At 71.4% G+C, this 15,962-nt stretch carries 17 protein-coding genes; 7 read left to right on the top strand and 10 right to left on the bottom strand.

Going from position 1 to position 15,962, the window contains the following annotated elements:
• Positions 1–12 precede the first annotated feature (12 nt).
• Genes QSK34_RS06855 through QSK34_RS06845 form a run of 3 tightly spaced genes read left to right on the top strand, consistent with a single transcriptional unit; the run spans position 13 to position 2,893 of the window.
• Positions 13–1,011 (top strand): FecCD family ABC transporter permease, encoded by a 999-nt coding sequence (locus QSK34_RS06855; protein ID WP_285581125.1) that lies wholly within the window; start codon positions 13–15, stop codon positions 1,009–1,011.
• 1 nt (position 1,012) lies between these two features.
• The gene (locus QSK34_RS06850; protein WP_285581123.1) at positions 1,013–2,074 is read left to right on the top strand and encodes a FecCD family ABC transporter permease; all 1,062 of its coding nucleotides are present in this window, start codon (positions 1,013–1,015) and stop codon (positions 2,072–2,074) included.
• Positions 2,075–2,080: 6 nt separating this feature from the next.
• The gene (locus QSK34_RS06845; protein WP_285581121.1) at positions 2,081–2,893 is read left to right on the top strand and encodes an ABC transporter ATP-binding protein; all 813 of its coding nucleotides are present in this window, start codon (positions 2,081–2,083) and stop codon (positions 2,891–2,893) included.
• On the opposite strand, the gene QSK34_RS06840 is transcribed toward QSK34_RS06845, so the two are convergent.
• Positions 2,881–3,819: a methionyl-tRNA formyltransferase gene (locus tag QSK34_RS06840; protein WP_285581119.1), complete on the bottom strand. Its 939-nt coding sequence runs from the start codon at positions 3,817–3,819 to the stop codon at positions 2,881–2,883. The two genes, QSK34_RS06845 and QSK34_RS06840, sit on opposite strands and share 13 nt — an antisense overlap.
• A gap of 92 nt (positions 3,820–3,911) precedes the next feature.
• Here QSK34_RS06840 and QSK34_RS06835 point away from each other — a divergent pair, with 92 nt between their 5' ends.
• The gene (locus tag QSK34_RS06835) at positions 3,912–5,192 is read left to right on the top strand and encodes a lysine N(6)-hydroxylase/L-ornithine N(5)-oxygenase family protein (RefSeq protein ID WP_285582064.1); all 1,281 of its coding nucleotides are present in this window, start codon (positions 3,912–3,914) and stop codon (positions 5,190–5,192) included.
• Here the strand turns inward: QSK34_RS06835 and QSK34_RS06830 are convergent.
• The gene (locus QSK34_RS06830; protein WP_285581116.1) at positions 5,154–6,107 is read right to left on the bottom strand and encodes an AraC-like ligand-binding domain-containing protein; all 954 of its coding nucleotides are present in this window, start codon (positions 6,105–6,107) and stop codon (positions 5,154–5,156) included. The genes QSK34_RS06835 and QSK34_RS06830 overlap by 39 nt on opposite strands.
• A gap of 93 nt (positions 6,108–6,200) precedes the next feature.
• Here QSK34_RS06830 and QSK34_RS06825 point away from each other — a divergent pair, with 93 nt between their 5' ends.
• Positions 6,201–6,833, top strand: coding sequence for an ATP-binding cassette domain-containing protein (locus QSK34_RS06825; protein ID WP_161478036.1), 633 nt, complete (start codon positions 6,201–6,203; stop codon positions 6,831–6,833).
• Positions 6,834–6,868: 35 nt separating this feature from the next.
• On the opposite strand, the gene QSK34_RS06820 is transcribed toward QSK34_RS06825, so the two are convergent.
• The gene (locus QSK34_RS06820) at positions 6,869–8,008 is read right to left on the bottom strand and encodes a lectin (protein ID WP_285581113.1); all 1,140 of its coding nucleotides are present in this window, start codon (positions 8,006–8,008) and stop codon (positions 6,869–6,871) included.
• Positions 8,009–8,246: 238 nt separating this feature from the next.
• Here QSK34_RS06820 and QSK34_RS06815 point away from each other — a divergent pair, with 238 nt between their 5' ends.
• Both QSK34_RS06815 and QSK34_RS06810 read left to right on the top strand, forming a co-directional pair.
• The gene (locus QSK34_RS06815; protein ID WP_285581111.1) at positions 8,247–8,984 is read left to right on the top strand and encodes a DUF427 domain-containing protein; all 738 of its coding nucleotides are present in this window, start codon (positions 8,247–8,249) and stop codon (positions 8,982–8,984) included.
• Entirely contained in the window at positions 8,981–9,511 is a 531-nt protein-coding gene (locus QSK34_RS06810; RefSeq protein WP_502875366.1) for a formylglycine-generating enzyme family protein, read from the top strand. The genes QSK34_RS06815 and QSK34_RS06810 overlap by 4 nt, the downstream gene beginning before the upstream one ends.
• Here the strand turns inward: QSK34_RS06810 and QSK34_RS06805 are convergent.
• The 7 genes from QSK34_RS06805 to QSK34_RS06775 are packed head-to-tail and all read right to left on the bottom strand — an operon-like array spanning position 9,508 to position 15,632.
• Positions 9,508–10,791, bottom strand: a complete 1,284-nt coding sequence (locus tag QSK34_RS06805) for a hypothetical protein (protein ID WP_285581109.1) — start codon at positions 10,789–10,791, stop codon at positions 9,508–9,510. The genes QSK34_RS06810 and QSK34_RS06805 overlap by 4 nt on opposite strands.
• Positions 10,791–11,135, bottom strand: a complete 345-nt coding sequence (locus QSK34_RS06800; RefSeq protein WP_161478040.1) for a hypothetical protein — start codon at positions 11,133–11,135, stop codon at positions 10,791–10,793. Before QSK34_RS06800 ends, QSK34_RS06805 begins: the two co-directional genes overlap by 1 nt.
• Before the next feature lie 11 nt (positions 11,136–11,146).
• Positions 11,147–11,941, bottom strand: coding sequence for a copper resistance CopC family protein (locus QSK34_RS06795; RefSeq protein WP_285581106.1), 795 nt, complete (start codon positions 11,939–11,941; stop codon positions 11,147–11,149).
• Positions 11,938–13,089 (bottom strand): metabolite traffic protein EboE, encoded by a 1,152-nt coding sequence (eboE, locus tag QSK34_RS06790; RefSeq protein ID WP_285581103.1) that lies wholly within the window; start codon positions 13,087–13,089, stop codon positions 11,938–11,940. Before eboE ends, QSK34_RS06795 begins: the two co-directional genes overlap by 4 nt.
• A 1-nt stretch (position 13,090) precedes the next feature.
• Complete coding sequence (locus QSK34_RS06785) at positions 13,091–13,948, bottom strand: TatD family hydrolase (protein ID WP_285581101.1); 858 nt, start codon at positions 13,946–13,948, stop codon at positions 13,091–13,093.
• 2 nt (positions 13,949–13,950) lie between these two features.
• On the bottom strand, positions 13,951–14,565 hold the full coding sequence (locus QSK34_RS06780; RefSeq protein ID WP_285581099.1) for an EboA domain-containing protein: 615 nt from the start codon (positions 14,563–14,565) through the stop codon (positions 13,951–13,953).
• Positions 14,550–15,632: an inositol-3-phosphate synthase gene (locus QSK34_RS06775; protein ID WP_353051374.1), complete on the bottom strand. Its 1,083-nt coding sequence runs from the start codon at positions 15,630–15,632 to the stop codon at positions 14,550–14,552. The genes QSK34_RS06780 and QSK34_RS06775 overlap by 16 nt, the downstream gene beginning before the upstream one ends.
• Between the last annotated feature and the right edge of the window lie 330 nt (positions 15,633–15,962).

Below are 15,962 nucleotides of genomic sequence, written 5' to 3'. Positions count from 1 at the left end.
GGGGTCCGGCCGATGTTGCTGCTGACGCTGCTGGTCGCCGTGCTCGTCCTCGTCTGCCTGCTGTCCCTGGCGCTGGGCGCCGTCGCGATCCCCCTCGGCCAGGTCGTCGCCGCCCTCACCGGCGACCCGGTGTCGTCGAACGTCGAGAACATCGTCTGGTCGGTCCGCGCCCCCCGCACCGCCATCGGCCTCACCACCGGCGTCGCGATCGGCCTGGGCGGCACCCTCATGCAGGCGCTCACCCGCAACCCGCTCGCCGACCCCGGCCTGCTGGGCGTCAGCGCGGGCGCGTCGTTCGGCATCGTCGTCTCCATCGTGGCCTTCGGCGTCGGCACCCTGTACGGCTTCATCTGGTTCGCCCTCCTCGGCGCGGCGGCGGCCAGCGTGGTCGTCTTCGTGCTCGGCCGCATGGGCCGCTCCGGCCTGACCCCCGTGAAACTCGCCCTGGCCGGCATCGCCGTGACCGCGTTCCTCGGCTCGGTGACCAGCGCGATGGTCCTCATGGACGTCGAGGCCCTCGACCGCTACCGCTTCTGGTCGGCCGGGTCGCTGGCCGGCCTGAACGGCGACGTGGCGGTCCAGATCCTCCCGTTCGTCGTGGTCGGCGCGGTGCTCGCGTTCGCCTCGGCCCCCGCGCTCAACAGCCTCGCGCTCGGCGACGACGTGGCCACCTCGCTGGGGCGCAACCTGGCGCTGGTCCGCACGCAGGGAGTGGTCGCCATCATGTTGCTGACCGGCGCCGCCGTCGCCGCGATCGGCCCGGTGGTCTTCATCGGCCTGGTCGTGCCCCACGTCGCCCGCGCCCTCGCCCAGTCGGCCGGTCTCGGCCCCGACCACCGCTGGCTGCTGCCGCTGTCGGCGCTGATCGCCCCGGCGCTGCTGCTCGTGGCCGACATCGCCGGCCGCCTGATCGCCGAACCCACGGAGGTGCAGGCGGGCGTGCTGATCGCGTTCCTGGGCGGGCCGTTCTTTATCATGCTGGTGCGCCGCCGCAAGCTGGCGGAGGTGTGACGTGGCGGCCAAGACCCTCACCCCCAAGGCCGGCGCCCACTTCCGGATCGCCCTGCCGCCCCTGTCCGGCCGCCTGCGCCCCCGCCTGATCACCGTCTGCGCCGCGCTGGCCGCCGCCACGTTCCTGGTGGTCGCCTGGGCGGTGTCGATGGGCGACTTCCCCATCACCTTCACCGAGGCGCTGCGGGCCGTCGTCGGCGTCGGCGACCCCGGCACGCTGCTCATCGTGCAGGAGCTCCGGCTGCCGCGCGCCGTCGTCGGCCTCCTGGTCGGCTTCGCGTTCGGCCTGTCCGGCGCGATCTTCCAGACGATGACCCGCAACGCGCTGGCCAGCCCCGACATGATCGGCTTCACCCAGGGCGCCGGCACGGCCGTCGTCGCCGGCATCGTCTTCGGCTGGACGAGCACCCTCAGCACCCAGGCGCTCGGCCTGCTCGGCACGTTCGTCATGGCCGCCCTCGTGTACGTGCTGGCCTGGCGGCGCGGCACCACCGGCTACCGCATCATCCTGGTCGGCATCGGCCTCCAGTGGATGGCCACCTCGGCCACCGACTACCTGGTGGCCCGGGGCATGCAGTTCCAGGCGCACGCCGCCCTCGGCTGGCTCACCGGCAACCTCAACGGCCGCGACTGGTCGCAGGCCCTGCCGCTCGCGCTCACCATGGCGGTGCTGGTGCCGGCGGCCCTGGCGCTCGGCCGCCTGACCCGCACCCTCCAGCTCGGCGACGACGTCGCCGTCGGCCTCGGCACCCGCGTCCAGGTCGTGCGGTTCGCCCTGCTCGTCACCGGCGTCGGCCTGGTCGCCTTCGGCACGGCCGCCGGAGGGCCCATCGCGTTCGTCGCCCTGGCCGCGCCCCAGATCGCCCAGCGGCTGGCCGGCACCGCCTGGCCTCCCCCGCTCGCGGCGGGCCTGACCGGCGCGTTGTTCGTCACCGGCTCCGACCTCGCCGCCGCCCGGCTCTTCCCGATGGAACTCCCCGTCGGCATCGTCACCGGCGTCCTCGGCGCCCCGATTCTGCTCTGGCTGCTCATCCGCGCCAACCGCGCGGGCTCAGGAGGCTGAGATCCCATGATGACCCCCGAACTCCAGGCCGGCGGCCTCCAGCTCGCCTACGACCAGCGGATCGTCGTCGACGACCTCGACGTGAAGGTCCCCCCGGGCCGCATCACCGCCATCGTCGGCGCCAACGCCTGCGGCAAGTCGACCCTCCTGCGCGCCCTGGCCCGCCTGCTCGCCCCCCGCAGGGGCGCGGTGGAGCTCGACGGACGCGCCCTGCACTCCATCCCGACGCGGGAACTGGCCCGGCGGCTCGGCATCCTGCCGCAGGGCCCGACCGCGCCCGAGGGCCTGACCGTGCTCGACCTGGTGACCCGCGGCCGGTCGCCGCACCAGACGTGGTGGCGGCAGTGGTCGCAGGCCGACGAGTCGGCCGTGCACGGAGCCCTGGCGGCGACCGGCATCACCGACCTGGCCGGCCGCGCCGTCGACGAGTTGTCGGGCGGCCAGCGCCAGCGCGCCTGGATCGCGATGGCGGTGGCGCAGGGCACGCCGGTGCTGCTGCTCGACGAGCCGACGACGTACCTCGACCTCGCGCACCAGATCGACGTGCTGGACCTGATCCACGACCTGAACCGCAACGAGGGCCGCACGATCGTGATGGTCCTGCACGACCTGAACCAGGCCTGCCGCTACGCCGACCACGTGATCGCCATGAAGGGCGGGCGCATCGTGGCGGAGGGAGACCCGGCCGACGTCATCACGGCGGAGAACGTGGCCGAGGTCTTCGACCTGCGCTGCCAGGTGACGACCGACCCGGTGAGCGGGACCCCGCTCGTCATCCCGATGGGCCGCCACCACACGTCGCAGCGTCAGCCGAGGTAGCCGCCCATCGTGCGGAAGTAGTCGGTCGCCGCCAGTTCGGTCCCGTCGTCGAGCCGCACCTTCCTGATGACGAGACCGGGGAGCCGGCCGCTGCGCGCGTCCGCCCCCGCCACGATGACGATGCCGTCGCCCTCGCGGATGAACACCCGTCCCGGCGTGCCGCCGTAGTTGCCCTCGGAGACCGACGCCTCCAGCACGCGCACGCGCTCGCCCTTGTGGAAGGTGAAGGCGTTCGGATACGGGTCCGACTGCGCCCGTACCAGCCGCTCCAGGTCCTCGGCCGGCCACGTCCAGTCGATGCGGCTGTCCGCGATCGCCCGCTTGTGGAAGAAGGACGCCTTGGTCCGGTCCTGGGGCGTCCAGACCGCCTGGCCCGACTCGATGAGGTCGAGGCCCTCGTGCACGATCGGGGCGATGAGGTCGACGGTCGCGAAGAACAGGTCCGTGGCCGTCGAGGTGGGGGTCACGGGGACCGAGCGCTGGAGCAGGACGTCGCCCGCGTCCAGTTCCTCGGTCATGCGGTGGGCCGTCACGCCGACCTCCGGTTCGCCGTTGATGAGGGCCCAGATGATGGGCGAGAACCCGGCGTACTTCGGCAGCAGCGAGTCGTGCACGTTCAGGGTGCCGTGCGGGGGCAGGTCGTAGATCTCGGGCGGCAGCCAGGTGCGCCAGTTGTTGGCCACGATGACGTCGGGCCGGGCGTCCTTCACGGCCTGCAGTAACTCGGGGTCGGTCGGGCGGTTGCGCAGCAGGACGGGCACGTCGTGCTCGGCGGCCAGGTCGGCGACGCTGTCGTCCCAGATCTTCTCGTACGCGTGGTCGCTCTTCGGATGGGTCACCGCCAGCACGACCTCGTGCGACGACTCCAGCAGCGCCCGCAGGGTGCGGTGCCCCCAGGTCTGGTGTCCGAACATGACGACCCGCATGGCTGGGGTTCCCTCTCCGTCGGCCGATATTGCAAGGTAAGGCTAACCTTATTTACCATACGAGCGACAAGGGAGGCGATCGCGTGACCACGATGGTCTACGACGTTCTGGGGATCGGATTCGGGCCGTCGAACCTGGCACTGGCCATAGCCATCGAGGAGCACAACGCGCAGGCCGCGCCATCGGAGCGGATGACCGCCGCCTTCCTGGAGAAACAGCCGCGTTTCGGCTGGCACCGGGGCATGCTCATCGACGACGCGACGATGCAGGTCTCCTTTCCGAAGGACCTGGTCACGATGCGGAACCCGGCCAGCGAGTTCAGCTTCCTGTGCTACCTGCGGGACAAGGGCCGCCTGGTCGACTTCCTCAACCAGAAGACCCTGTTCCCGCTCCGCGCCGAGTTCCACGACTACTTCGAGTGGGCGGCGGCGCGCATGGCCCACACGGTGACCTACTCGTCCGAGGTGACCGAGGTGAAGGCGGTCAAGGAGGACGGCGAGATCCGCTACTTCGACGTCGTCACCGCCGACGGCCGGGTCCGCCGGGCCAGGAACCTGTCGGTCGCCGTGGGCCTGGAGCCGCACCTGCCGCCCGGCACGGTGTTGTCCGACCGGGTCTGGCACACCAGCGGGCTGGTCCCGAAGGTGGCCGAAAAGGTGGCCGGAGGCGACCCGGTCAGGCGCGCGTTAGTGCTCGGGGCCGGGCAGAGCGCCGCCGAGGCGGTCGACTACCTGCACCGCACCTTCACCGACGCCGAGGTCTGCGCCGTCTTCGCCAAGTACGGCTACACCCCCGCCGACGACAGCCCGTTCGCCAACCGCATCTTCGACCCCGACGCGGTCGACGTCTACTTCACCGCCCCCGCCGAGGTGAAGCAGTCGCTCGTCGACTACCACCGCGGCACCAACTACTCCGTGGTCGACATGGACCTCATCCAGGCCCTGTACGCCACCATGTACCGCGAGAAGGTGCACGGCCACCAGCGGCTGCGCATGCTCAACGTCTCCCGCATCCGTGACGTCGAGGAGGGCCCCGACGGCCTGCGGGTGACCGTCGAGTACCTTCCGACCGGCGAGCACGTCACGATCGAGGCCGACGTGCTCGTCCACGCGACCGGTTACCGCCCCCACGACGTGGCGGCGCTGCTGGGCGAGGCGGGCAAGCTCTGCCTGCGCGACGACGAGGACGCGCTCAGGGTGAGCCGCGACCACCGCGTCCAGTTCGCCCCCACGGTGACCGCCGGCGTCTACCTCCAGGGCGGCACCGAACACTCCCACGGCCTCACCTCGACCCTGTTGTCGACCACGGCGATCCGGGCGGGTGAGATCCGCGACTCAGTGATCGCCCACCGCGCTGCGGTAGTCGCGGGGTGAGAGCCCGTAGGCGGCCTTGAACAGGCGGCTGAAGTGGGAGGCGTCCGGAAAGCCCCACTGCGCGCCGATCGCGCTGACCGGACGGGCCGCCTGGAGCGGGTCGCGCAGGTCGCGGACGCAGCGTTCCAGGCGGCGGGTGCGGATCCAGGCGGCCACCGTCGTGCTCTCGGCGCTGAACAGCTTGTGCAGGTAGCGGGTGGAGATGTGGTGCGCGGCCGCGATCCGGGCCGGGTCGAGGCCGGGGTCTCCCAGGTGCCCTTCTATGTACGACGTGATGCGCAGCAGCATCGCCCGCCGCGCGGCGTCGGGGTCGGCCGGGGGCAGGTCGAGCCGGTCGGCGAGCATGGTCGCGACCAGGTCGACCACGTTGCCGGCCAGGCGGGCCCCGTCGCGGACCTCGACGTCGTCGAGTTGCGCCGCGAGGCGGAGCAGGAAGGGCGCGACCAGGGCGCCGAGGCCCCCGGCGCTGGGGATCGACCGGCCGGTCACCTCGTCGACCCGGTCGTGCGGCAGCCCGAGCATGGCGCGCGGGAACAGCAGCACGACCATGCGGGTCGGTTCGTCGAAGTCGAGCCAGTAGGGGCGGTCGGTGTCGTACACGGCCATCTCGCCGGTCCCGACGACGGCCTGGCGGCCGTCCTGCTCCAGCCGTCCGCGGCCCTTCACGAACAGGCCGAGCTTCAGGCTGTCGGACGGGGCGGCCGAGACCAGCCGGGGCGTCCGGCGGGCCTGGTGGGCCGTGGTGTCGACGTCGATGACGTCGAGCGGTCCCAGGGAGGTGGACCGGAGTTTTCCCTCGAACCGCTTTGTCGGAAAAACCGCTTCAAGCGGCACAAATGCCGAAGAAACGACATCTTGCCAGAAATCCTGACGCTCCTCGGCCGGGACGCCCGCGGTATGGGCGATATAGAGCATGTGTGCAGATTGGGACCCGGTGCGCTGTGCGTCAAGTCATGTGCCGCCAGGTGCAAGACGAATGCCCGCCGGGATTTCCACAATTGACGGCAAATGAAGGCCGTACTGGAAGTCACCGCACTGTCCGCCGGTTATGGCGCCGCGCGCGCGATCCGCGCCGTCACGATGCGGGTTGAGCAGGGAGAACACCACGCCATCGTAGGCGGCCCCGGCTCGGGCAAGACGACGCTGCTGCGCACGCTCGTCGGCCTGCACCCCGCCGCGAACGGGACGATCCGTTTCAACGACACCGACATCACCCGGGAACGTCCGGAATGGCGGAAAGCCCGTGGGCTCTGCCTCATGCCGCAGAATCATCGTTTGTTCACGTCGCTCACCGTGGAGGAGAATCTCCTGGTCGGCGCACGCTGGGCGGCCCCCGGGCCGTGGACCCTCAGCAAGGTCTACGACCTCTATCCGAACCTGCGGGAAAAGCGCCGTGCCCACGCCGCGGCCCTTTCCCTCACCGAGCACCAGGCCGCCGCCGTCGGCCGCGCCCTGATGGCCAACCCCCGGATCCTGCTCCTGGACGCGCCCGCCGACCTGGCGGCCCTCGACCGCCTCACGAAGGAGGGCCTGGCGGTCGTGGCGGCCACCCGCGAGGTCCCGGCCGGGGCCTGCCACGTCCACCGCCTGGTCGACGGGACGGTCACGACCACCCGGACGGAGGTCCGCTGCCGCCGCTGAGCCGCGGCGCGCACCGTCCGTCCGGGTGTGCCCTGTCAGGTACGGGTCCAGCGCTGGTTGGCGGCGCCGTTGCAGGACCAGATCTGCAACGCCACCCCGTTGGCCGTCGAGTAGTTCGGGACGTCCAGGCATTTGCCCGCGCCGACGGCGGTGATGGTGCCGTCGGCGTTGAAACGCCACTTCTGGTTGTTCTGGCCGTTGCAGTCCCAGATGATCACCGCTGCGCCGTCGGCGGTGGAGCCGCCGTTCACGTCCAGGCACTTGTTGCCGTAGACCCGCAGCTCGGAGGCGGACGTGGCGGTCCACCGCTGGTTGGCCTGCCCGTTGCAGTCCCAGATCTGCGCCCGTGCGCCGTTGGCCTGGGAGACCCCCGCCACGTCCACGCACCGGTTCGAACCGACACCGCGGATGGAACTCGTCGCCGACGGGGACGGCGACGGGGTCGGGCTGGGGGTGGTGTTCGGCTGGCCGATGCTTCCGGGGATGGACTGCAGGGCCGCGTACCAGGCGGCGGCCATCTTGTCGTAGCCGCCCGCCGTCGGGTGGATGCCGTCGATCAGGTCGGCGGTGGTGAGCTTGCTGTACATGTCGACCAGGTGCACCCGCTTGCCGGCGGAGACCTTGTTCCAGACGATGTCCGGGATGGCCGCGTTGAAGGTGCGGGCCGCCGCTGCCTGACCGGCCGACGACAGCGGGATGATGGTCGCGACGAGGACGTCGGCGTTCGGGACCGTCGCGGTGATGCGGTCGATCAGCGCGGACAGCCGCTGGGGCGCGGTGGACACGTTGTAGTTCTGCAGGATGTCGTTGGTGCCGATGTGCAGCAGCACGGTGCGCGGGTTGTGCGTCCGCAACCAGCCGGTGACGTTGGCGTCGATCTGGTCGATGCGCCAGCCGGGATGTCCCTGGTGATCGTGGTCGCCGAGCGAGCCCGGCCCGTTGAACTGGGTGCCGACGAAGTCGACCGTGTACCGGGCGGCGGCCAGCCGCTGCCACAACCCGATGCGGTAACCGCCGGGCACCTGGGTGCCCTCGGTGATGGAGTCGCCCAGGGGCATGACGCGCACCCCGCCGTTGGACTCCGCCTGGGCGGCGGTCGCCCGGACGGCCACCAACATGGCGAGCACGGTCACCGCTCCGAGCACCAGGGTGAGTAATCGTTTCCCAGCGGACATGGCCAACCTCTCATCGTGCAGGTCAGGTTGATGTGAGCGCTAACATCTCCACCCGTGATCTACGGGGTGAATCATGCGAAGCAAACAGGAAACAATCGGCGACCGTCAAGAGTATGAAACATCGCGGCACGCCTTCCTGCGGCGGGGCCGCCCCGGCCCGCCGGGGCACTGAAACTTTCCTCACGGGCGGCGCCTCCGGGGCTGGAATACCTCCCCGTCAGGCACGGTTTCCGCCGATATGACGACAACCAGAGGCCGGGTCCGGCTGGAGCCGACGGCCAAGCGTTTGCGCGTTTACCTCGGTGGGCAGCTCGTGGCCGACACCACGTCGGCGCTCATGGTCTGGGAGGCGCCCTACTACCCGACCTACTACATCCCGATCAAGGACGTCGTGCCCGGAGTGCTCAAGGAGGCCGGTCCGGGGCCCCATTCGCCCTCCCGCGGCGACGCCACCCTCTACACCGTCACGTCCGGCGGCAAGGAGGCCCCGGCGATCGTCTACGCCGACTCGCCGATCGAGGAGATCCGCGACCACGTCCGGTTCGAGTGGGACGCCATGGACTCCTGGTTCGAGGAGGACGAGGAGGTCTTCGTCCATCCGCGTGACCCGTACACGCGGGTCGACATCCTGCCGTCGTCCCGGCACATCCGGGTCGAGGTCGACGGGCAGACGGTCGCCGACTCGCGGCACGCGCGGATCCTGTTCGAGACCGGGCTCCCGGCGCGCTACTACCTGCCCAAGACCGACGTGCGGTTCGACCTGCTGGAGGCGACCGACACCGTCACGCACTGCCCCTACAAGGGGTCGGCCGAATACTGGTCGGTCAACGGGAACCGGGATCTCGCCTGGTCCTACCGCACGCCGCTGCCGGAGAGCCAGAAGATCGCCGGGCTGGTCGCGTTCTACAACGAGAAGGTCGACGTCTACGTCGACGGCGAGCTGGAGCGGCGCCCGAAGACGAAGTTCTCCAAGTGATCGAGATCCCGGGCGGGGTGATCCTGCTGCGCGACGAGGCGCGGAACACCGGGTGGACGGTCGAGGTCGCGCCGTTCCTGCTCGCCGCCCACCCGGTGACCCGGGAGGAGTTCCACGGCGTCGCCGGCGACCGGCGTCCGGTCACGGACGTGTCCTGGTACGACGCCGCGGAGTACTGCGCGCGGGCCGGAGGCCGCCTGCCGACCGAGGCCGAGTGGGAGCACGCCTGCCGGGCCGGTTCCCGCGGCGACCGCTACGGCGAGCTCGACGTGATCGCCTGGCACGGGGGCGAGGTCCGGGAGGTGGGCCTCAAGGAGCCCAACTCCTGGGGCCTGTACGACATGATCGGCAACGTCTGGGAGTGGACGTCCGACCTCTACGACCCCGAGGTCTACGGCGAGTACCGGGTGTTCCGGGGCGGCGGCGCCCATGACCGGCCGTCGGCGCTGCGGGCGTCGTGCCGCCGCAAGAGCCACCCGGCGTTCGCGATCGACGATCTCGGCTTCCGGGTGGCCCGGACGATCTAGGCGGCGAACAGGAGCATCAGGCCCGTCACCGTGTAGACGACCATCAGCACCAGCAGCGGCACCTGGCCCGCCACGGCCGTGCGCCGGGGGAACAGCACCAGGGCCCGGTCGTGGGCCAGGGCCGTGCCGAGGACGTGGCCGATGACGATCAGGGTCACCTGGAGCATGGCCACGGCGGCGGGGGTCAGGAACGCCGACTGGAGCGTCCAGTTCGCCGTGCCGAGCCAGTTGGCGCCGGTCACCAGGGGGTCGGAGAGCAGGGCGACGGTGCGCTGGCCCTCGTACACGAGCAGGGTGAAGTAGTGGGCCACGACGTAGCCGATCGCGATCGGCACGATCGAGTGGGCGATCTCGCCCGCCGTGCGGTCCTGCTCCCCCATGCCGCGCCGGCCGGCCAGCCGGGTCGCCAGCAGGTAGGCCCCCAGGACGAGCAGGATGACCGACAGCAGGCCCACGGTGCCCAGCACCGGTGACGGCAGGCTGTTCTCCTGGACGAACCTGACCCAGACCGGCGCGTTGGAGACGCTGTCGTACATGGTCGAGCCCAGCAGGACGATGACCAGCACGACCAGGCCCGGCGCGGGGCGCAGCGTGGTCATGCCGTCGAGCGGGTTGCGCCAGACCAGCACGCCGTCGTCGCGGCGGGCGATCGGGGACAGCCGCCCGGCCAGGTCGCTGTAGACCTCGAACGCGTCGCCCTTGTCGAACCACCGCACACCGTAGACGAATCCGCCGGTGAGCATCGCGACGGCGTACAGGGCCAGCCACCCGCCGATGACCGGCAGGGTCACGCGCCCGGGGGCGACCAGCTCCAGCCAGACGAAGGCGAGCAGCCCGGCGGCGGCCGGCCAGTAGCCGAGCCGCTCGGGCAGCGGGCGGACCGAACGCTCCCCCCGGACCAGCAGGACGACGGTGCGCAGCGGGTTGAACAACCGCCACACCCCGCCGAAGACCAGCGACAGCGGCACCAGGCCGACCCAGAACAGGACGTAGACCACCCCGGCCGTGGGGTTGTCGGCGTCGTCAGGGCCGAAGAAGCCGATCAGGAAGTACGCCGTCGCGACCAGGCCGACGCCCCGCCACACCCGCTCCGGTACCCGCCACTGGAGGAACCTCGGCAGCGGCCGGGCGTCGTCGAGGCCGACGCCGAGCCGGGGCTCCCGCCACAGGAACCCCAGCGCGGCGAACGACACCACGAGGCAGACGATCGCGCCGATCAGGGCGGCGGAGAACGGGATGGGCAGGTCCTGACGGCCGCCGACGCCGTGGGCCAGCAGCATCAGCTCACCACGAGCTGGAAGAGCTGGAGGTCCTGGTCGTGCGTCTCCACCTCGAACAACCCGGTCGTGTCGGCCAGGAACGAGATGACCGAGGGGTGGTTCGGCAGCAGCGTCGCCGCCTTGTCGTACCCGTGGACGTGGGCCTCGTCGGCGACGTCGCTGGTCACGGTGATCTTGACACCCTGGTTGAGGCGGACCTCGATCCGGCCCGGGGGCGGGGTGACCTTCTTGCCGGAGATCGTGATCGTGATCTCCTTGATCGGGCCGACCGCGGCGGCCGGTCCCCCGGTGGCGCAGCCCGACAGGGCCATGACCGCCACGAGCAGAGCGGCGAGGTGTCTCATCGGTTCTCCAGTCAACGTTTCTTCGCGCCGGCCTTGGGCCGGTTGTTCTTCGCGGGGTTCCCCGACCTGCCGGTGGTCTTCTTGGCCGGTGGACGTCGCATCGCCCGCGCCAGCAGCACGACGACCCCCACGCCCAGCACGACCGGGATCAGCCAGACCAGCGGGCTGTCGTCACCCGTCTCGGGCGCGGCCACCGGCGAGGGCGCCACGCTCGGCGCGGCCGTCGTCACGGTCTGGGTGTCGGTGGTCGGCAGGGTCACCGGCTGACTGTCCTGCGAGTGGGCCGCCTCGATCGTGGCGAGCAGGCCCGGGTCGGGGCCGTGCGTGGGCTCGGTCCAGTCGGCGGGCGCCTTGCCGGTCTTGCCCGCGTAGGTGAACTCCACCTTGCCCTTGACCTCTTCGCCGTCGCTGGCGATCGACAGGTACTCGACCGTGTACTCGCCGACCTTCGGCCAGTAGGCCACGGGGACCTCGACCGAGTAGCCCTCGTGGTAGAGGCGGGGCTCCCACTTGCCGTCGATCAGGAACAGCTCCGTGACCGGCTCGTCGAGGCGCTTGGTCGCGCCGGTGAGCCACTGCCGCTCGACGCGCTTGCCGTCGGGGCCGGTCACGGTGAAGTGGGCGTTGCCCGGCGGCGCCTCGGTGAACCAGAGCGTCACGGTCTGGCGCGGCTCGGCGAGGGTGCCGCCCTTCTCCGGGGACGACTCGACGAGCTGGCCGTGGGCGAACGCCGGGCCCTCCAGGAGGACCGTCGTCGTGCCCAGGCAGAGCACCGCGATCAGCAACCGGGCCAGCCATCTCGTCATCGGGACAGGTCCTCCAGTCCGAGCGCGACCAGGCGGTCGCGCGTCCAGGCGAGCTCGGCGGCCAGACCCGCCACCAGGCCCGCGTCTCCCTGTGGGCGGCGGTCCTCGGGCAGGACCTGCCAGGTGTAGGTCTCGACCTCCACGTGGTCGGTCACCGCCCGCTCCCCGCCGAAGAGCGCTTCGAGGGTGGCGTTCAGCACGCCGCTCGTGCTCGCCAGCGGCGGCTCGGGGTCGGCGTGCAGGGGCAGGTGGAAGTGCACCCGCCAGGCGTCCTCCCCGGGCAGGCCGGCGAGCGCCTCGTCGAGGTCGTCGCAGGACCCGCCGCCGCGCTCCCGCGTCTGGTGCAGGAACCGCTCCTCGTGGAAGGCGGCCAGCTCCTCCCTGGCGGAGGCGGGGTCCTCGACGTGCAGGGCGCAGGAGGCCTGCGTCTTCACGACCGGCAGCCCCGCCGTCTCCAGCGAGGCCAGCGCCCCGGCCGGGTCCTCGAACTGCACCGCCAGGTGGCAGACATCGAGGCAGACGCCGAGCCAGTCGTGGTCGAGCGCGGCGAACTCCTCGCACGCCTGCCCGATCGTCTCCACGACGCAGCCGGGCTCGGGTTCGAGCGCGACCCGGATGGTCCGGCCGCTGGAGGCGGCCAGCTTCGAGAGCCCCTCCGCCAGCTCGCCCAGCCTGTTCCGCGCCTCGGCCGCCTTGGCCGGGTCCCAGTCCGTCCGCCACGCGAGCGGGAGCGTCGAGACGCTGCCGCGCGCGGCGTCGTCGGGCAGCAGCCCGGCCAGCACCGAGGCGCAGTCGAGCGTGTAGCGCAGCCGGTCGTGGGTGGTCCAGTCGGGGACGTACACCTTGCGCTTCACCACCGGGTCGTGGAAGCCCCGGTAGGGGAAGGCGTTGAGCGTCACCACCTCCAGGCCGCGGGCGGCGAGCTCGCGGCGCAGCCGCACCACCTGGACCGGGTCCTCGACCAGGGCGGTCGCGACGTCGCGCGCCAGCCACAGGCCGAGGCCCAGGCGGTCGACGCCGAGGGCCTCCCGGACCGGCTCGCCGAAGCGGGCGAGCTGGCCCAGGACCCCCTCCAGGCTTTCTGCGGGGTGGACGTTGGTGCAGTAGGCGACGTGCACCGTCGACCCGTCGGGATGCCGGAGCCGCATGTCAGGCGTCCTTGCGCACGCCGCGCAGCACCGAGTTGCCCTCGAAGGTCTCGTCGGTCTTCAGGTCCTCCAGGTCGAGGCGGCCCGACTGGCCGTAGAACTCGACCGGGTTGCGCCACAGCACCTTGTCGACGTCGTCGGCGCTGAACCCGGCGGCCAGCATCGCGTCACCGGTCTTGCGGGTCTTCAGCGGGTCGCTGCGGCCCCAGTCGGCGGCCGAGTTGACCAGCATCCGGTCGGTGCCGAACTCCTGGAGGATGCGGACCATGCGGTCCTCGTCCATCTTGGTGTCGGGGTAGATCGAGAACGCGGCCCAGCTGCCCGACTCGACGACCATCTTCACGGTCATCTCGTTGAGGTGGTCGACCACGACCATGCCCGGGTCGATGCCCGACTCGCGCACGACGTCGAGGGTCCGCCTGGTGCCGGCGGCCTTGTCGCGGTGGGGGGTGTGGACCATGATCGGCAGCTCGTGCTCCTTCGCCAAGTCGAGCTGACGCGTGAAGGCCTCGTCCTCCTCCTTGGTCATCGAGTCGTAGCCGACCTCGCCGACCGCGACCACGCCGTCCTTGGCGAGGTAGCGCGGCAGCTCGTCGAGGACGTCCACGCAGCGCGGGTCGTTGGCCTCCTTCGGGTTCAGCGCGATCGTGCAGTGGTGGCGGATGCCGAACTGCGCGGCCCGGAAGGGCTCCCAGCCCACGAGGGAGTCGAAGTAGTCGAGGAACGAGCGCACCCCGGTGCGCGGCTGGCCCAGCCAGAAGGCGGGCTCGACCAGGGCGCGGACGCCGGCCTCGTACATGGCCTCGTAGTCGTCGGTGGTCCGCGACGTCATGTGGATGTGCGGGTCGAAGATACGCATGTTCAGGACTCCTGGTCGGCGAGGTGGAGCACGAGGTGCACGTCGTCGGGCACCACGCGGCCGGCCGCTTCGCGCTCCTTGGCGAAGTCGGTCAGCATGCGGGCCAGCTCGGCGTCGGCGCGGTCGGCCAGGCCCGCGACCGCGGCCACGGGAACGCCCACGAAAACGCACTTGAGCACGCCGTGCCGCCAGCCCTCGTCGTCGAGGTGGGCGGCGGCGTAGGGGCCCATGGCGGCGGCCACGAGCCGGGTGTCGTTGGTGCGCAGGGCGTCGCGCACCAGCGGCAGCCCCTCGTCACCGAGGCCGAGGATGGGCAGCGCCCGCAGCACCGCCCGCTTCTCGGCGTTGTCCCCGTCGGCGTACGCCCGGGACACCGCCGCGGCCCGGGGCCGCGGCAGCGCGTCGAGCAGCAGGGCGCGGGCGGCGTCGTCGGCCGTCCAGCCGGTCAGGCTCTCCAGGGCGCCCCGGCCGACCTTCCGCCCGGCCGCCGGGAACAGCACGGCCAGTTTCGCGGGGTCGTCGGCGATCCTCCTGCGGGAGTCCTCCAGCCACGCCGCCGCCTCGGGGGTGAGGTCGAGGGCGGCGCGCAGGTCGTCGGGCGTCATCGGGCCGCCCACTCTCGCAGGGTGTCGTACTGGGCGAGCAGCCGGTGCTCGTCGGTGCCGACGGGGTCCTTGAAGAAGAAGCCGAGCGCGGTCAGCGCGCCCGACTCGCCCTGCTCGTGCGCCCACGACGTGAACCGGGCCAGGTCGAGCACGAGCGGCGCGGCCAGCGCCGAGTCGCACCCCTGCCAGGTGAACTGCATCGTCATCCGGACGCCGAGGAAGCCCTCGAACAGGATGTGGTCCCAGGCGGTCTTCCAGTCGCCCAGGTCGGGGACGTAGTCGATGTGGACGTCGCCCCCGGCGGAGTACCCGAGCATCTTCGCCATGCCGCGCTGCTTGGAGGCCGTCTTGCTGGCCGCGGCGGCCGGGTCGGCCAGGGTCGCCCCGTCGCCGCCGCCGAGCAGGTTGGTGCCCGACCACGACAGGACCCGCAGCGCCCGGGTGGTGAACATCGGCGCGAGCGCCGACCGCATGAGCGTCTCCCCGGTCTTGCCGTCGCTGCCGGCGTACGGGACGCCGCGCGACCTGGCCAGCTCGTCGAGGGCCGGCAGGCGGGCGCCGGTCGACGGGGTGAAGTCGACGAAGGCGCAGCCGGCCTCGAAGGCGGCGTAGGCGTACACGGAACTGGGCGGCAGCACGTAGGCGTCGGTCTCCATGGCCTTCGTGAGCGCCGTGAGGTCGTCGTGCTCGGGACGGTAGGCGCTGGGCGGCTCCGTCGACGAGACGTTGATCACGACGACCCGGTCGAGCCCGTGCCGCTCGCGGAACCCCGCGATGTCGGCGGCCAGCCGGGCCACGACCTGGAGCTGCGGCACCGCGTCCTCGACGTGCACGCCGTCGCGGATCTCCGCCTCGACCGCCGTCACCTCGGGCAGCACCGCCGCCGCGATGTCGCGGGGGACCACCCCCGAGGTGGTCAGCTGCTCCACGCGCTTGGCGAGGGGCGTGGCCACGATGTCGTGGCCGCCGAACACGAGCTCCCCGAATCCGGCCAACGGAAGCTGGGCGAAGTCCGGCAGTTCCGAGACCAGGCCCACAGGGGCGGCAAGCCCTAACCGCACGGCGGTGGCACCCGCCATCGCGGTGGTCGCCACCGACCCCCGAACCCCAACGAACCAGACGCCTGTCCGACTCTGCTTCACCATCACCGGCTTCCCTTTCGATATATATCTCCGAAGGGACGGCTGATGAGGTCGGGTGGAGCCGGCCTATGGCACGCTGAGTCCCCGGTCGGAGGACGCGCACGCCGAACGCGTCTACGGTTCAAAAACCCTGCTTGACCTATGGCGTGCCACCGCCGCCAAGCCCGAGACGTCCATATTGTTACGGTCCGGTACAGGTCGGGTCAATGCCGCGAACCACCCCGTCACGCTCCGTGATCCCTCGAAGCCAGAGCCACACCACCGGAG

The sequence above is a fragment of the Herbidospora sp. NBRC 101105 genome (genome assembly GCF_030269205.1).
Lineage (GTDB): Bacteria > Actinomycetota > Actinomycetes > Streptosporangiales > Streptosporangiaceae > Herbidospora > Herbidospora solisilvae.
Note: the sequence above shows the minus strand (reverse complement) of the source record. Positions and strands in the feature narration are given on the sequence as shown.

Coding starts and splice junctions, on each gene's coding strand:
- QSK34_RS06855 (WP_285581125.1), top strand. CDS start 13: ATGTTGCTGCTGACGCTGCTGGTCGCCGTGCTCGTCCTCGTCTGCCTG.
- QSK34_RS06845 (WP_285581121.1), top strand. CDS start 2,081: ATGATGACCCCCGAACTCCAGGCCGGCGGCCTCCAGCTCGCCTACGAC.
- QSK34_RS06840 (WP_285581119.1), bottom strand. CDS start 3,819: ATGCGGGTCGTCATGTTCGGACACCAGACCTGGGGGCACCGCACCCTG.
- QSK34_RS06835 (WP_285582064.1), top strand. CDS start 3,912: ATGGTCTACGACGTTCTGGGGATCGGATTCGGGCCGTCGAACCTGGCA.
- QSK34_RS06830 (WP_285581116.1), bottom strand. CDS start 6,107: ATGCTCTATATCGCCCATACCGCGGGCGTCCCGGCCGAGGAGCGTCAG.
- QSK34_RS06825 (WP_161478036.1), top strand. CDS start 6,201: ATGAAGGCCGTACTGGAAGTCACCGCACTGTCCGCCGGTTATGGCGCC.
- QSK34_RS06820 (WP_285581113.1), bottom strand. CDS start 8,008: ATGTCCGCTGGGAAACGATTACTCACCCTGGTGCTCGGAGCGGTGACC.
- QSK34_RS06815 (WP_285581111.1), top strand. CDS start 8,247: ATGACGACAACCAGAGGCCGGGTCCGGCTGGAGCCGACGGCCAAGCGT.
- QSK34_RS06805 (WP_285581109.1), bottom strand. CDS start 10,791: ATGCTGCTGGCCCACGGCGTCGGCGGCCGTCAGGACCTGCCCATCCCG.
- QSK34_RS06800 (WP_161478040.1), bottom strand. CDS start 11,135: ATGAGACACCTCGCCGCTCTGCTCGTGGCGGTCATGGCCCTGTCGGGC.
- QSK34_RS06795 (WP_285581106.1), bottom strand. CDS start 11,941: ATGACGAGATGGCTGGCCCGGTTGCTGATCGCGGTGCTCTGCCTGGGC.
- eboE (WP_285581103.1), bottom strand. CDS start 13,089: ATGCGGCTCCGGCATCCCGACGGGTCGACGGTGCACGTCGCCTACTGC.
- QSK34_RS06785 (WP_285581101.1), bottom strand. CDS start 13,948: ATGCGTATCTTCGACCCGCACATCCACATGACGTCGCGGACCACCGAC.
- QSK34_RS06775 (WP_353051374.1), bottom strand. CDS start 15,632: ATGGCGGGTGCCACCGCCGTGCGGTTAGGGCTTGCCGCCCCTGTGGGC.